The organism is Paracoccus salipaludis, from assembly GCF_002287065.1.
Taxonomy (GTDB): Bacteria; Pseudomonadota; Alphaproteobacteria; order Rhodobacterales; family Rhodobacteraceae; genus Paracoccus; species Paracoccus salipaludis.
In genome coordinates this window covers 239,304-253,531 of record NZ_NSJZ01000003.1, presented here as the reverse complement: position 1 = coordinate 253,531, position 14,228 = coordinate 239,304, and the positions used below count along the sequence as shown (strand labels likewise).

Sequence of the window (14,228 nt, the reverse complement as noted above, 5' to 3'; positions counted from 1 at the left end):
GCATGGCCACCCGCGCGCGTCCCTGGTGGAAGGACCTGCCGGGGGGCACGGCATCCGCTCGTGGACGCCGGACGGCGCTCGCGGCAATCGCGATCGTCGCGGCGCTGGGCGCCAGCCTCCTGTCGCACCTGCCCGCATGGCGGCTTCTCGAGGCGCGGTCCTTCGACCATCTGTCCATGATCGCCCCTCCGCCCCTGCCCGGCGATGCCCCGCTGATCGTCGCCATCGACGAGCCCTCGCTTGCCGAGTTGGCCCGGCAATGGCCCTGGCCGCGCGACATCCACGCGCGGCTGCTGACGGCGCTGCGGCACGCAGGCGCCCGGGCCGTCGCGCTGGACATCGTCTTTGCCGAGCCGTCCGAGCCCGCGGCCGACGCCGCTCTGGCGGCCGCGGTCGGGCCGGAAACGGTGCTGGCGGCGGACGAGCGCATCCTGGACACGCCGCAGGCGCTGCAGCTTCTGCGCACGGACCCCCTGCCCCTGCTGCTGGAGGCCGGCGCGGTCGCGGGCCTTTCGACCATCCCGCTGGACCACGACGGGGCGGCCCGCCGCCTGCCCGAGCGCCCCGACACGCTGGCGCGCGTCCTGCTGGCGCGGCACGGGGTTGATGCCCCTGCCACTCCGCCCGGGGCGCTGCTGCAGTTCTACGGTCCTGCGCGCAGCATCCCGACCCTGTCCTATTACCAGGCGCTCGATCCTCCGGCCTTCCTGCCGCCGGGCATCTTCGCCGGGCGCGTCGTGATCGTGGGCTTCAGTCTCCAGGCCGCGCCGACCGTTGACGAGGGCGGCCCCGACGCCTTCATGACCCCCGCCACCGTCCGCTCGGGCGCGCTGCTGGCAGGGGTCGAGATCCACGCGACCGTGGCCGCGAACCTCATGGCCGGGCACTGGGTCCGGGCGGCGGCCCCCTGGGCGCGCCTGGCCGCCATCTGCGCGGCGGCGGGGCTCGCGGCGGTGCTGTTGTGGCGCGGTGGGCGGGTGCGGTTGATCCCGCTGGGCCTCGGCCTTGCCGCCCTGCCGCTGGCGGTCTGGCTGACCCTGCGCCTCGGCCGCCTGTGGCTGCCGCCGCTGGCACCCATGGCCGCCTTTGCCGCCACCACCGCCGCACAGACCCTGCGCGACTTCGCGGCCGAGCGGCGGTTGCGCGCCGGGCTGACCCGGGCCTTCTCGCATTACCTCGCGCCGCCCCTGGTCGAGCGTCTCGCCCGCGATCCGGGCGCGCTGAGGCTGGGGGGCGACAGCCGCGAGATCACCGTGCTGTTCTGCGACATCCGCGGCTTCACCACCCTGGCCGAGCACCTGCAGGCTGAACCCGAACGGCTGACCGCGATCCTGCACCGGCTGATGGAGCCGCTGTCCCAGGCTGTCCTGGCCGAGAACGGCACCATCGACAAATACATCGGCGATTGCCTGATGGCCTTCTGGAACGCGCCGCTGGACGTGCCCGACCACGCCGCCCGGGCCCTTGCCGCAGGCCGCCGCATGATCGGCGCGGTCGCCGCGCTGAACAGCGAATTCGCGGATGAGGGGATCGCCCCCTTGGCCATTGGCATCGGCATCAACACCGGCAGCTGCATCGTGGGCAACATGGGCTCGGGCGCCCGCTTCGATTATTCGGCCATCGGCGATGCCGTGAACCTCGCCGCGCGGCTGGAAGGGATGACCAAGGACCTGGGCGTGCCCCTGCTTGCGGGCGAGGCGACCGCGTCCGCCCTCGGCCCGGCCGGCGGACTGCGGCCGTTGGGCGAGGCGCGTGTCCGGGGGCGGGCGACCCCGACGCGGATCTTCACGCTGGAATAGCGGGCCTGCGCGGGCGCCCGGAACGATGCGCGGCAGATCGGCAATGCTCCGCAGGACCAAGGGTCAGGTTGCGGTCAAGGGGGTTGAGTTTGGTTCGCACAAGGACCAAGGCAGGACCCGGGCAATGGCAGGGATCAGGCAGGAACCGATGAACCGCGTCCAGAAGATCGCCGCTGGCAGCATTGCCGTGGGCCTGCTGGTCCTCGGCCTCAAGTTCCTGGCCTGGCGGCTGACCGGCTCGATCGCGCTTTATTCGGACGCGCTGGAAAGCATCGTGAACGTCGTCACGGCGGTGGTCGCCCTGCTGGCGGTCCGCACCAGCGCCAAGCCCGCCGACGCCTCGCACCCCTATGGGCACGGCAAGGCCGAGTATTTCTCGGCCGTGATCGTGGGGGTGCTGATCGTCGTGGCCGCGCTTCTGATCCTGAAAGAAGCATGGCACGGCTTCCGCGACCCCAGGCCGCTGGACGCCTCGCCCGCGGGGCTGCTGGTGAACGGCCTGGCCAGCGTGGTGAACGGCGTCTGGTGCTGGGTGCTGATCCACCGGGGCCGGCGGCTGCGGTCCCCCGCCCTCGTGGCGGACGGACGCCACCTGCTGACGGATGTCGTCTCGTCGGTCAGCGTCCTGCTGGGCGTCCTGCTGGCGGCGGCGACGGGCTGGAGCATCCTTGACCCGGCGCTCGCCGCGCTTGTGGCGATCAACGTCCTGTGGTCGGGATGGCAGCTCATGCGGGACTCGGTCGGAGGGCTCATGGACTCTGCCGTCCCGGATGCGCTTCTGGCCCGCATCCGCACGCTGATCTCGACCAATGCCGAGGGCGCGATCGAGGCGCATGACCTGCGCACCCGGCACGCGGGTCCGATGACCTTTGTCGAGTTTCACCTTGTGGTGCCGAGCGACATGACCGTCTCGTCGGCGCATGACATCTGCGACCGGCTGGAACGCAGCATCCGCAAGGAAGTCGAGCCCGCCCATATCACCATTCACGTCGAGCCCGAGGAAAAGGCCAAGCACGCGGGGATCGTGGTCCTTTAAGGGTGACAGCAGTCACTGCCCGGACGCGGGCGCCCTCGGCAAACCGTCTAGGCCTCGGCCGCGTTGGACAAGTCACGGGCAGGTTCCAGCCCCGCGCAGGCCAGCGCAAGGCCGTCCACGACGGCGGTGAAGGCTTCCGAGCGGTGAAGGGTGGCCGCCGGGCACTGCGCCTGCGCAGCCTCGGCCACCATGCGCATCAGGCTGGAACCACCCACCAGGATCACGCTGGCGATCTGCCCCGCAGGCACCTGGGCCAAGGTCAGCGTCTCGGAGATGGCGGACGACAGGTCGTCCCGGCAACCTTGCAGCGCCGCCTGCAGCGAGGTGGCGGACAGCGGCGCGGAAAGCCCCGGCTCGATGAAACCCATGCCGATGCGGGCATCGCCGCCGCTGTTGGCCGCGATCTTGCCGCGCTCGACCGCGAAGGCCAGCTCGTGCCCGAGTTCGTGGTCCAGAACCGTGACCAGCCGCGCCAGCCTCTCGGGCTGGATAGCCAGGCGCGCAAGCTGTGCCGCCTGCCGCCGCGTGGCCGCCGTGTAAAGGAACGGAATGCGCGCCCAGGTCGCCAGATCGACATAGATCGCATTGGGGACCGGCAGCCGGCCCGGTCCGGTTTCCCGCCGCAGTTCGCCCCCGTGCCCCAGCAGGGGCATGGCATGGGCCATGGACAGCACGTGGTCGAAATCCGTCCCGCCCAGCCGGATGCCGTGGCTGGCGAGGATGCGCACCCTGCCCCCTTCGGCGCGGAAGACCGAGAAGTCCGACGTGCCGCCACCGATGTCCACGACCAGCCCGGTCGTGCCCGCCGCGCCGAGGTGATGGCAGGCCAGCACGGCGGCCTCGGGTTCGGGCAGGAAGCGCACCTCCTCGAAGCCGGCGGCCAGGTAGCAGTCGCGCAGGTCGGCCTCGGCCCGGGCATCGCGCGCGGGGTCCGGGTGGAAGTGGACCGGGCGGCCGGACAGCGCGCGGGCATGGCGGCGGCCGGTCGCGGCCTCGGCCCGCTCGCGCAGCGTCGTCAGAAAGGCGGTGATGATCTGCGCAAGGGTCCGGCGCCTTCCCCCGACAAGCTGCGTCTCGTGCAGCAGGGGCGTGCCCAGCGCAGTTTTCAGCGCCCGCATGTAGCGGCCTTCCTCGCCGCCGATCAGCGCCTCGCCCGCCGCCTCGCCGATCCGCATGGCGCCGCCTCGTGCGGGGAAGAAGACGGCGGTCGGCAAGGTGTCCGCCCCGGCCTCGACAGGAATGCGGCGCGCGCGGCCGCCGTCCAGCACGGCCGCGGCAGAGTTCGACGTGCCGAAGTCGATGGCGAGGATGTCGGAAGGCATGGCGGGGCGTCCTGCTGCGGAAAGCCGCCGGGCCTAACGGGTTCTTGCGGGGCCGGCAAGCCCGCAGGGCCTTGCGTGGCGTTCGCCCTGCGGGGCCTCCCTTGACTTTGCGGGAAAAACGTCCATCTTGCCCTTGTCGTCACCCGCTGCCGCGTGAGCAGCCGCAGGGCCTTTCTTCCTGCCAGGGCCGACGCCTCAGACTGGTTCCCCATGTCACGCAGGGTTGCCGGCGGGTTTCGTATCTGACCCGCGACCCCTCGTTTGCTGCCGGCCTTCCGCCGGGGCCTTCCGCGCGTCCCGATACGAGGGACGGCGACCAAGGACATGAGATGACCGAAGACACCACCACGCGCCCCGCGCGCGCGCGCACCAGCCAGCCCCGCCGCGATGGCGATTTCCAGAAGCCCCGTTCGGCCGGCTTCGACGCCCGCCGCGGACCCGGCCGCGCCAAGAAGGCCCGCGCCGAGGCCGAGCCCTTCATCCGCCGTGCGATCCCCGAGATCGACACGCCCTTCACCCGCATGGGCATCGACCCGCGCGTGGCCATCAACCTGCCCGAGCTTGGCCTGAACGAGCCGACGCCGATCCAGACCGAGGCGATTCCCGCCCTGGTCGGCGGCCGCGACCTGCTGGGACTTGCCCAGACCGGCACCGGCAAGACCGCCGCCTTCAGCCTGCCCATGCTGACCCGCCTCGTCGTCAAGGGCGAGCGCGCCGAGCCGCTCAGCTGCAAGGCGCTGATCCTCGCCCCGACGCGGGAACTTGCGACCCAGATCGCCCAGAACGTCGAGGGCTTCGCCCGCGGCACCGGCATCCGCAGCTTCCGCGTGGTCGGCGGCGCCTCGATCAACGTGCAGGTGGACCGCCTGTCGCGCGGCGTGGACGTGCTGATCGCGACGCCGGGCCGCCTGATCGACCTGATCGAGCGCAAGGCTGTCCGCTTCGACCAGACCCGCTATCTGGTGCTGGACGAGGCCGACCAGATGCTGGACATCGGCTTCATCCACGCGCTGCGCCGCATCGCCAAGCTGCTGCCCCGCGACCGCCAGACGATGCTGTTCTCGGCCACCATGCCGAAGCTGATGGAGGAACTGGCCGAAAGCTACCTGACCGATCCGGTCCGCGTCGCGGTGAACCCGCCCGGCAAGGCCGCCGACAAGATCGAGCAGGGCGTGCATTTCGTGAACCAGGGCGACAAGGCCACGCTGCTGGCAGAGTATCTGTCCAGGCATCCGGGCGAGCTTGCCATCGTTTTCGGCCGCACCAAGCACGGCTCGGAAAAGCTGGCGACGCTGCTGCACAAATGGGGCCACAAGGTTGCCGCCATCCATGGCAACAAGTCCCAGGGCCAGCGTGAACGCGCCCTGGCATCGTTCCGTGCGGGCGAAACGCAGGTGCTGGTGGCGACGGACGTGGCCGCGCGGGGCCTCGACATCCCCGAGGTCGCGCATGTCTACAACTACGACCTGCCGAACGTGCCCGAGAACTACGTCCACCGCATCGGCCGCACCGCCCGCGCGGGCCGCGACGGTCGCGCCGTGGCCTTCTGCGCCCCGGCCGAGGCAGGCGAGCTGCGGGCCATCGAGAAGGCAATGAAGGCCGCGATCCCCGTGATCGGCGGCGAGCCGCCGGCGGGGCCCGTGCCCGCCGCCCGCCCGCAGGGTCGCCCGGCAAGCGCCTCCAAGCGCCCGCCGCGCCGTCCCTCGCGCGCACCCCGCTCGCAGCAGCGGCAGGGCTGACCACACGGGCACCCGGCCTGTCCGGGTGCCCTCCTGAAAGGCGGGGCTTGCAGATCTGCCGCCTCAGCCGAGCCGGGTTCTTCTTCGGCCAAATATCCCGCGGGGGTTCCGGGGGCGCGAAGCCCCCGGTCCGGCCGGGCAGCTCTGGCCCCCTTGCATCCGCCCGCCGCGCTTGGCACTCGCCCCCGCATGGCGAAGCTGTACTTCCATTACTCCACCATGAACGCGGGCAAGAGCACGCTGCTCCTGCAGGCCTCCTACAACTACCGCGAGCGCGGGATGACGACCCTCCTTCTGATCGCGGCGCTGGATACCCGCGCGGGTCCGGGACGGATCGCCAGCCGCATCGGCATCTCCGACGACGCGCTGGCCTTCGGCCCCGACGCGGACCTGTTCGACCTGATCCGGCGCGAGGGCGCGGGCACCGCCTGCGTCTTCGTGGACGAGGCGCAGTTCCTGACGCCTGCGCAGGTCTGGCATCTGGCCCGTGTGGCCGACGACCTGAACCTGCCGGTGATGGCCTATGGGCTGCGCACCGATTTCCGGGGCGAGCTGTTTCCCGGCTCGGCCGCGCTGCTGGCGCTGGCCGACGACCTGCGCGAGGTCCGCACCATCTGCCACTGCGGGCGCAAGGCGACGATGGTCGTGCGGCTCGGCCCCGACGGACGGCCCGTGCACGAGGGCGCCCAGATCCAGCTTGGCGGCAACGAAAGCTACGTTTCCCTGTGTCGCCGCCACTGGTGCGCGGCGATGGCCTAGCCGCGGCGGAAGTTGATGCCGCAGTTCTTCTGGATGTTGGCCTGCTCGATCGCCTGCATTTCGCCCTTGAGCCGCCCGAGTTCGGCCGCGCTTTCGCCGTTGCCGCGGATCATGAAGGCGGCCGGCCAGAACAGCACCAGGCTGACCGCGGTGACGGCGCTGTCGTTGGCGGCCTTGCGATCCTGCGTCGCGGTCGCCTGCGCCACCCGGCTGGACAGCCGCTGTGCTTCCTGGCCGATCTGCTGGCAGCTGAGCAGGTTGAAGGTGTGGGGCGAGATGTAGCTGGCGGCGATCTGGTCGCTTTTCTGCGCGCACCCCGCCAGCATCGCGGCCGAAGCGGCCACCAGGACAAGACGTTTCATCGGAACCTCCGTTTGGACGATCCCGGCCTACCTGCCTTTCGCATGGAAACAAAACGGAAACAGATTAGATTTTTATTCTTCTTACAGAGGGTTAACGCCTGCGCAATCGTGAAACGGGTTTCATTGCGACGCCGGCTTGGCTAGGCTAACGGTCATCCCGAACCGTCAACGAGGGTGAGTCATGCGCGCCGCACTGTTCCTGATCCTATGGCTGCTTGGCAGCCCCGCCTGGGCGCAATCCTTCGACACGACCGCCCGGGCCGCATGGGTTTACGACGTGACCACCGGCAGTGTGCTGATGGAAAAGAACGCGCATGAGCCGATGCCTCCCGCGTCCATGTCCAAGCTGATGACCGTCTACATGCTGTTCGAGGCGCTGGACCAGGGCCGCATCACGCTGGACACGCGCTTCCCCGTCTCGACCAAGGCTCGGCAGATGGGCGGCTCGACGATGTTCCTGAACGAACTCGACCGCCCCACGGTCGAGGAACTGATCAAGGGGATCATCGTCCTGTCGGGCAACGATGCCTGCGTCGTGGTGGCCGAAGGGCTGGCGGGGACCGAGGAAGCCTTTGCCCGCGAGATGACCGCGCGGGCGCATGAGCTTGGCCTGACCGACACCCATCTGGTCAACGCCTCGGGCTGGCCCGCGCCGGGTCATGTCATGTCGGCCAGCGACCTGGGCAAGCTCGCCCAGCACCTGGTCCAGGACTTCCCCGAGTATTACAGGAACTTCGCCCTCGACAGCTTCGACTATGACGGCCGGGCACCGGCCAACACGCGCAACCGCAATCCCATCCTGGGCTTGGGGATCGGCGCGGACGGGCTCAAGACCGGGCACACGCAGGAAGCAGGCTACGGCCTGGTCGGCTCGGCGATCCAGGACGGGCGGCGGGTGATCTTCGTGGTCAACGGCCTGCCCTCGGAACGCGCGCGTGCCGAGGAATCCGAGCGGATCGTCAACTGGGCCTTCCGGCAGTTCACCATGAAGACCGTGATCCCCAAGGGGGAAACCGTCGCATGGGCGCCCGTCTGGCTGGGCGCGGCCCGCCGCGTCGCCCTGACCGCGCCCGAGGGCGTCAATGTCCTCATCCCCGCCGGCGCGGCGTCGGGCGTGACGGCCGAGGCGGTGTTCGACGGCCCGATCGAGGCGCCCATCGTCGCCGGTCAGCGCCTGGGCGACCTGATCGTGTCGGTTCCCGGCTCCGTGGAATCGCGCCTGCCGCTGGTGGCCGCGACCGAGGTGGCGCGCGCCGGCTTCGCCGGTCGCCTGCAGAACGCCGCCTGGCGCCTTGGCCAGCGCGCCATGGCGGCCGTCGGCGGCTGAAGACGGCACGCCCGGGGTGTTCATCAGCTTCGAGGGGATCGACGGGTCGGGCAAGTCCACCCAGGCGCGGCTTCTGGCCGAAAGCCTGCGCGCCGAGGGCCGCGAGGTCGTGCCAACGCGCGAGCCCGGCGGCTCTCCGGGGGCGGAACAGATCCGCCGCCTGCTGGTCGAGGGCCGCGCCGACCGCTGGTCGCCGGAAACCGAGCTTCTGCTGTTCACCGCCGCCCGCCGCGACCACCTGGAACGCACGATCCGTCCCGCGCTTGACCGCGGCGCCTGGGTGGTGACCGACCGCTTCGCGGATTCCACTCGCGTCTACCAGGGCGTCGCCCGCGCCGACCTGGCACAGAAGGTCGAGGACCTGCACCGGCTGATGATCGGTGTCGAACCCGACCGCACCTTCGTCATCGACCTCGACCCGGCTCAGGCGCTGGCCCGCGCCACGGGCCGCGCGCTGCAACAGGGGCGGTCGGGCGACGCCGGTCCTTCGCTTGCATCAGGCACCGGAACGGCCGCGCCACGTCACGGGAACGCTCCTTCCCCCGAGACGGCCGCCGAAGACCGTTTCGAGGGCATGGGCCTCGGCTTCCAGCAGCGCTTGCGGGACGGCTTTCGCGCCCTGGCCCTTGCGCACCCCGCGCGGGTCCGGCTGATCGACGGCAGCGGCCCGGCCGAGGCCGTCGCTGCCCGCGTCAGGGCTGCGCTGTGAGCGAGGACATCGACGCCCCGGTCGAATCCGACCGCGTCCCCGGCGCACCGCATCCGCGCGAGACGCGGCGGCTGGTCGGGCAGGATGGCGCCGTCGCTGCCTTTGCCGGGGCCGCCGCGGCGGGCCGGCTGCACCATGGCTGGCTCATCACCGGGCCGCGCGGCACCGGCAAGGCGACGCTCGCCTGGGCCATCGCGCGCTGGCTTCTGGCCGAGGCCGACACCCCCGACCTGTCCGTCCCCGAGGATCACCCGGTCGCCCGCCGCCTGCGCGCCCTGTCCGAGCCGCGCCTGCACCTCGTCCGCCGCTCCATCGATGACAAGGGCCGCCTGCGGGGCGAGATCGTGGTCGAGGACATCCGCAAGCTTCTGTCCTTCTTCCACATGAGCGCGGCCGAGGGCGGGCGCCGCGTCGCCATCATCGACGCGGCCGACGACATGAACACCGCCGCCGCCAACGCCGTGCTGAAGATGCTGGAGGAGCCGCCCGAGGGCGCGGTCCTTCTGCTGGTCGCGCACCAGCCGGCGCGGCTTCTGCCGACGATCCGGTCGCGCTGCCGCGAGCTTCGGCTGATGCCGCTGTCGCCCGAGGACATGGCAGCCGCTCTCGCGCCCCTTGACGTGCCGGGCGATCCGGCGCGTCTGGCGGCGCTGGCTGGCGGCTCGGTGGGCGAGGCGCTTCGGCTTGCCGGGCAGGACGGGCTCGACCGCTACGCCGATCTGGTCTCGCTGTTCGGCACCCTGCCCACGATGGATCGGCAGGCGGCAGCCGCCTTCGCGCAGGACGCGGCGGGCCGCCCGGGCGCCGAGGGCGATCCCTTCGACCTGACCATGACTCTGCTCGACCGCTTCCTGTCGCGGGCCGCCCGCGCCGGGCTGATGGGCCCGCCCCTGCCAGAGGCCGCGACAGGTGAGGGCGCCCTGCTGGCCCGCCTGTCCCCGGATGACCGCGCCGCGCGCCACTGGGCCGCGGCGCAGGCGGACCTGTCCGCGCGGGCGCGTTCGGGCCGGGCGGTCAACCTTGACCCTGCGGCGCTGGTGATGGATATGCTCCTGACCCTGGCGCATGGCCCCGGCGGAACGGACGCGGCGGGCCGAGGATGACCGAATGACCCCGACCGACGACGCGGCACCCCCGCAACTGGTGGACAGCCACTGCCACCTGGATTTTCCCGACTTCAACGGCCAGCAGGCCGAACTGGTCGCCCGCGCCCGTGCGGCGGGCGTGACGCGCATGGTCACGATCTGCACGCGCCTGCGGCTTGAGCCGCAGGTCCGCGCCATTGCCGAGGCGCATGAGGGCGTCTTCTACGCCGCCGGGACCCACCCGATGCAGGCCGCCGAGGAGCCGCTGGCCACGGTGGACGAACTGGTCGCCCTGTCGGCGCATCCCAAGTTCGTGGGGATCGGGGAAACCGGCCTCGACTATCACTACACCGCCGACACAGCCGCCATCCAGGCGGAAAGCCTTGCCATCCACATCGAGGCCGCGCGACGCACCGGCCTGCCGCTGATCATCCATTCGCGCGACGCCGACGAGGACATGGCGGCGATCCTGACGCGCGAGCACGCGGCGGGGCCGTTTTCCTGCGTGATGCACTGCTACACCTCGGGGCCGCAACTGGCGCGGACGGCGCTGGACCTCGGCTTCTACCTGTCATTGTCGGGGATCGCGACCTTCCCCCGCTCGACCGAGATCCGCGAGATCTTCGCCGCCGCCCCGCGCGACCGGGTGCTGGTGGAAACCGACGCGCCCTTCCTCGCGCCCCCGCCCCATCGCGGCAAGCGCAACGAACCGGCCTACGTCGCCCATACCGCCAGGGTGGGTGCCGAGATCTACGGCATGACGTTGCCCGAGTTCGCGGCCCTGACCAGCGCCAACTTCGACCGGCTGTTCCCGAAGGCCGCCGCATGATCCGGGCGACGATCCTCGGCTGCGGGTCGTCGGGCGGCGTTCCGCGCCTGGGCGGCCACTGGGGCGAATGCAACCCCGAGAACCCCCGGAACCGCCGCCGCCGCTGCTCGCTGCTGCTGGAACGGCCGGGCCCGCAGGGCACGACGCGGGTGCTGATCGACACGGGGCCCGACCTCGTGCCGCAGCTTCTGGATGCGGGCGTGGGCCTGCTGGACGGGGTGGTCTGGACGCATCCCCATGCCGACCACATCCACGGCCTCGACGACCTGCGCCAGATCGTCCACAACCGCCGCGCCATCCTGCCCGGCTGGGCCGACCGGCCCACGGCGGCGGCGCTGCACAAGCGCTTCGGCTATGCCTTCGAGACGCCGCCCGGATCGTCCTATCCCCCGATCCTGGAGCTGCACCTGATCGGCGGACCCTTCACCGTTCCCGGCAAGGGCGGCCCGATCCATTTCACGCCCTTCACCGTGGATCACGGCATCCCTGCCCTCGGCTTCCGCATCTGCGAAGAGGAAGGCGGCCGGGCGCTGGTCTATCTGCCCGACGTGCTGGCGATCCCCGAGGAGGCCTGGCCCGCCATCATGGACGCCGAGGTCTTCATCTGCGACGCCCTCCGCCGCACGCCGCACCCGAGCCACGCGCACCTCGCGCTGGCGCTGGACTGGATCGGGCGGTCGCGCACCCCGCGCGGCGTCTTGACCAACATGCACATCGACCTCGATCACGACGCCGTCATGGCCGAAACGCCCGACCACGTCATCCCCGCCTTCGACGGGATGATCATCGAGCTGTGAGCGCGCTTTTCGACGTCATCCTGCCGGTCTTCCTCGTGATCGGCTTCGGCTACCTGGTGGCTTGGCGCGGCTGGTTCGGTCCCGCCGGCGTGGACGGGCTGCAGCGCTATGCCCAGAACTTCGCGGTGCCGGTGCTGCTGTTCAATTCGATGGCGACGCTGGACCTTTCGGCCGAGTTCGACCCGTGGTTGCTCCTGTCCTTCTACATCGGCGCGGTGGCCTCGTTCGTCGTCGGCTGGATCGTCGCCTGGCGGGTGATCGGCCGGTCACCCGAGGATGCCGTCGCCATCGGCTTCGCCTGCCTGTTCTCGAACTCGCTGCTGCTGGGCATCCCGATCATGGAGCGGGCCTATGGCCCCGAGTCCCTGGCCGGGAACTTCACCATCATCGCGCTGCACTCGCCGCTGCTTTACACCCTGGGCATCACGGTGATGGAGTTCACGCGCGCCCATGGCACCGGCGTTTCGCCCGGCCGGGTGGCGTTGCGGGCGCTGAACGGGGTGCTGCGGACGCCGCTGGTGATCGGCATCCTCTGCGGGCTGGCGATGAACCTGCTGGGGGCCGCCGGGTTGGTCATGCCGGAAGGCTTCTGGGCGGCGGTCGAGATGATCGCGCGCTCGGCCCTGCCGGCGGCCCTGTTCGGCCTGGGGGGCGTGCTGCTGCGCTATCGCCCGCAAGGGGACGCCGCCTCGATCGCGCTGATCTGCGGCTGCTCACTGATCCTGCATCCCAGCCTGACCTATGGGCTGGGGCTGGCCTTCGGGCTGGAGTCGGGGGGCCTGCGCTCGGCGGTGGTGACGGCGGCGATGGCACCGGGGGTGAACGCCTATCTCTTCGCAAACCTCTACCAGGCGGCGATCCGCAGCGCGGCCTCGGCGGTGCTGATCGCCACGGCGCTGTCGATCCTGACGATCTGGGGCTGGCTGGCGATCCTGCCCTAGACCTGCACCTCGTAGAAGCCGAGGGCGGGACCGATCTCGTCCTCCTCATAGCGGAAATGGGACCGCACCGCGCGGTCCAGCGCCGCGAAGCCTTGGGCGCAGGCGTCGAAACGCGCGGGCGCAGGGTCCAGCGCAAGCTCGTCCGCGGCCTCGGCCAGAACCTCGATCAGATGCTCGAGCCCGCGATGCTCGGCCCGCAGCCGTGCAAGGACAGCGTTCAGGCCCTCGTTCCCCTGCACCTCAAGCTGCGGATACAGGTGGAAATCCTCGATCTGGTGGTGCGTCGTGATCGCCTTGCAGGACGCGCCGCAGGCCGTGCCGAACAGCCGCAGGTTCTGCGCCATAGGCATCCCGCGCACGGCGGGCGCAAGCTCGCCCGGCTGTTTCAGCCCCGCGCGGATGTCGCCCATCAGCGCGCCCACTGCCGACAGGTCGCGCAGGTACCAGCGGTGGATGGCCGCCAGTCCGCGTCCGTTCAGTTCCTGGAACGGCGTCAGGGTGAAGGCGGGCGCCCGGGGGCGCGCCGCCTCGTCCTCGATCTCCTCGGGCGTCATGCCGGTGTCAGGCCGCGCAGCCGCTCGCCCCGGCGGCGCAGCACCTCGACCGTGGCCAGCAGCGCGATCGAGAAGATCACCAGCAGCGTGGCGACGGCAAGGATCGCGGGGCTGATCTGCTCGCGGATGCCGTTCCACATCTGGCGCGGGATGGTCTGCTGGTCGGGACCGGCGATGAACAGAACGGCCACCACCTCGTCGAAGGAGGTGACGAATGCGAACAGCGCGCCCGAGATCACGCCCGGCAGGATCAGCGGCATCGTGACCTTGAAGAAGGTCGTCCGCGGGTTCGCCCCCAGCGAGGCCGCCGCCCGGTTCAGCGACTGGTCGAAGCCGATCAGCGTCGCCGTGACCGTGATGATGACGAAGGGGATCCCCAGGGTCGCATGGGCCAGGATCACGCCGAGGTAGGTGTTCGCCAGGCAGCCCGAGTTCGACAGGACCGGCGCCAGCAGCCGTCCGAAGGTCGAGGTCGTGTCCACGCAGGCCGACGAGTAGAAGAAGAACATCCCCGTCGCCGTGATGATGATCGGCACGATCATGGGCGAGATCAGGATCGCCATGATCAGCCGCCGGAAGGGCATCTCGGGCCGCGACAGACCCAGCGCCGCCAGGGTCCCCAGCACCGTCGCCAAGATCGTCGAGAAGACCCCGATGATGATCGAGTTCTTCGCCGCGCCGACCCAGCGGGCGTTGTTCCAGACATCCCCCCACCAGCTGGTGTCGCGCGGCGCGTCGGGGTTCGTCATGCCGAAGGTCAGCAGCGTGTCATACCAGCGCAGCGAATAGCCCTCGGGGTCGAAGGACCGCATCTTCTCGGTGAAGGTGAAATAGGGCTCGGCATTGAAGCTGAGCGGGATCACCACGACGATGGGCGCGATCAGGAAGAAGAAGATCGCCACGCAGATCGCAAGGTAGGTCCAGTGCCAGATCCGCTCCAGCGGCGAGGCGTAGGTCGGCAGCGCCATT

The 14,228-nt window shown here is 70.7% G+C and carries 14 protein-coding genes; 10 read left to right on the top strand and 4 right to left on the bottom strand.

Features of this window, described 5'->3' with window-relative positions; translation table 11 throughout:
- Positions 1 to 2 precede the first annotated feature (2 nt).
- Both CK240_RS06270 and CK240_RS06265 read left to right on the top strand, forming a co-directional pair.
- Positions 3 to 1,799, top strand: coding sequence for an adenylate/guanylate cyclase domain-containing protein (locus CK240_RS06270; RefSeq protein WP_095639472.1), 1,797 nt, complete (start codon positions 3 to 5; stop codon positions 1,797 to 1,799).
- 148 nt (positions 1,800 to 1,947) lie between these two features.
- Positions 1,948 to 2,835: a cation diffusion facilitator family transporter gene (locus CK240_RS06265; protein ID WP_095639522.1), complete on the top strand. Its 888-nt coding sequence runs from the start codon at positions 1,948 to 1,950 to the stop codon at positions 2,833 to 2,835.
- A 47-nt stretch (positions 2,836 to 2,882) separates the two neighbouring features.
- On the opposite strand, the gene CK240_RS06260 is transcribed toward CK240_RS06265, so the two are convergent.
- A complete protein-coding gene (locus tag CK240_RS06260; protein WP_095639471.1) occupies positions 2,883 to 4,157 on the bottom strand; it encodes an Hsp70 family protein in 1,275 nt (424 codons plus the stop codon).
- Between the two features lie 329 nt (positions 4,158 to 4,486).
- Between CK240_RS06260 and CK240_RS06255 the strand changes: the two genes are divergently transcribed.
- Both CK240_RS06255 and CK240_RS06250 read left to right on the top strand, forming a co-directional pair.
- Positions 4,487 to 5,896: a DEAD/DEAH box helicase gene (locus CK240_RS06255; RefSeq protein ID WP_095639470.1), complete on the top strand. Its 1,410-nt coding sequence runs from the start codon at positions 4,487 to 4,489 to the stop codon at positions 5,894 to 5,896.
- Positions 5,897 to 6,085: 189 nt separating this feature from the next.
- Positions 6,086 to 6,655, top strand: coding sequence for a thymidine kinase (locus CK240_RS06250; RefSeq protein ID WP_095639469.1), 570 nt, complete (start codon positions 6,086 to 6,088; stop codon positions 6,653 to 6,655).
- Here the strand turns inward: CK240_RS06250 and CK240_RS06245 are convergent.
- On the bottom strand, positions 6,652 to 7,017 hold the full coding sequence (locus tag CK240_RS06245; protein WP_095639468.1) for a hypothetical protein: 366 nt from the start codon (positions 7,015 to 7,017) through the stop codon (positions 6,652 to 6,654). The genes CK240_RS06250 and CK240_RS06245 overlap by 4 nt on opposite strands.
- Before the next feature lie 181 nt (positions 7,018 to 7,198).
- Between CK240_RS06245 and CK240_RS06240 the strand changes: the two genes are divergently transcribed.
- From CK240_RS06240 to CK240_RS06215, 6 genes are read left to right on the top strand one after another with little or no spacing between them, the layout of a single operon-like run.
- Positions 7,199 to 8,344, top strand: coding sequence for a D-alanyl-D-alanine carboxypeptidase family protein (locus CK240_RS06240; RefSeq protein ID WP_095639467.1), 1,146 nt, complete (start codon positions 7,199 to 7,201; stop codon positions 8,342 to 8,344).
- Between the two features lie 16 nt (positions 8,345 to 8,360).
- Complete coding sequence (tmk, locus tag CK240_RS06235; protein ID WP_095639521.1) at positions 8,361 to 9,053, top strand: dTMP kinase; 693 nt, start codon at positions 8,361 to 8,363, stop codon at positions 9,051 to 9,053.
- Positions 9,050 to 10,156: a DNA polymerase III subunit delta' gene (locus tag CK240_RS06230; protein ID WP_095639466.1), complete on the top strand. Its 1,107-nt coding sequence runs from the start codon at positions 9,050 to 9,052 to the stop codon at positions 10,154 to 10,156. Before tmk ends, CK240_RS06230 begins: the two co-directional genes overlap by 4 nt.
- A gap of 4 nt (positions 10,157 to 10,160) precedes the next feature.
- Entirely contained in the window at positions 10,161 to 10,967 is an 807-nt protein-coding gene (locus CK240_RS06225) for a TatD family hydrolase (protein ID WP_095639520.1), read from the top strand.
- Positions 10,964 to 11,764, top strand: a complete 801-nt coding sequence (locus tag CK240_RS06220) for an MBL fold metallo-hydrolase (RefSeq protein ID WP_095639465.1) — start codon at positions 10,964 to 10,966, stop codon at positions 11,762 to 11,764. The genes CK240_RS06225 and CK240_RS06220 overlap by 4 nt, the downstream gene beginning before the upstream one ends.
- On the top strand, positions 11,761 to 12,705 hold the full coding sequence (locus CK240_RS06215; RefSeq protein WP_095639464.1) for an AEC family transporter: 945 nt from the start codon (positions 11,761 to 11,763) through the stop codon (positions 12,703 to 12,705). The genes CK240_RS06220 and CK240_RS06215 overlap by 4 nt, the downstream gene beginning before the upstream one ends.
- Here CK240_RS06215 and CK240_RS06210 read toward each other — a convergent pair.
- Together CK240_RS06210 and CK240_RS06205 are read right to left on the bottom strand one after the other, a co-directional pair.
- Positions 12,702 to 13,259, bottom strand: coding sequence for a hemerythrin domain-containing protein (locus CK240_RS06210; RefSeq protein ID WP_095639463.1), 558 nt, complete (start codon positions 13,257 to 13,259; stop codon positions 12,702 to 12,704). The genes CK240_RS06215 and CK240_RS06210 overlap by 4 nt on opposite strands.
- Positions 13,256 to 14,227: an ABC transporter permease gene (locus CK240_RS06205; RefSeq protein WP_095639462.1), complete on the bottom strand. Its 972-nt coding sequence runs from the start codon at positions 14,225 to 14,227 to the stop codon at positions 13,256 to 13,258. The genes CK240_RS06210 and CK240_RS06205 overlap by 4 nt, the downstream gene beginning before the upstream one ends.
- Between the last annotated feature and the right edge of the window lies 1 nt (position 14,228).

Bases quoted from the DNA above. Each gene is read 5' to 3' on its own strand.
- CK240_RS06270 (WP_095639472.1), top strand. From the start codon at position 3: ATGGCCACCCGCGCGCGTCCCTGGTGGAAGGACCTGCCGGGGGGCACG.
- CK240_RS06265 (WP_095639522.1), top strand. From the start codon at position 1,948: ATGAACCGCGTCCAGAAGATCGCCGCTGGCAGCATTGCCGTGGGCCTG.
- CK240_RS06260 (WP_095639471.1), bottom strand. From the start codon at position 4,157: ATGCCTTCCGACATCCTCGCCATCGACTTCGGCACGTCGAACTCTGCC.
- CK240_RS06255 (WP_095639470.1), top strand. From the start codon at position 4,487: ATGACCGAAGACACCACCACGCGCCCCGCGCGCGCGCGCACCAGCCAG.
- CK240_RS06250 (WP_095639469.1), top strand. From the start codon at position 6,086: ATGGCGAAGCTGTACTTCCATTACTCCACCATGAACGCGGGCAAGAGC.
- CK240_RS06245 (WP_095639468.1), bottom strand. From the start codon at position 7,017: ATGAAACGTCTTGTCCTGGTGGCCGCTTCGGCCGCGATGCTGGCGGGG.
- CK240_RS06240 (WP_095639467.1), top strand. From the start codon at position 7,199: ATGCGCGCCGCACTGTTCCTGATCCTATGGCTGCTTGGCAGCCCCGCC.
- CK240_RS06225 (WP_095639520.1), top strand. From the start codon at position 10,161: ATGACCCCGACCGACGACGCGGCACCCCCGCAACTGGTGGACAGCCAC.
- CK240_RS06220 (WP_095639465.1), top strand. From the start codon at position 10,964: ATGATCCGGGCGACGATCCTCGGCTGCGGGTCGTCGGGCGGCGTTCCG.
- CK240_RS06210 (WP_095639463.1), bottom strand. From the start codon at position 13,259: ATGACGCCCGAGGAGATCGAGGACGAGGCGGCGCGCCCCCGGGCGCCC.
- CK240_RS06205 (WP_095639462.1), bottom strand. From the start codon at position 14,227: ATGGCGCTGCCGACCTACGCCTCGCCGCTGGAGCGGATCTGGCACTGG.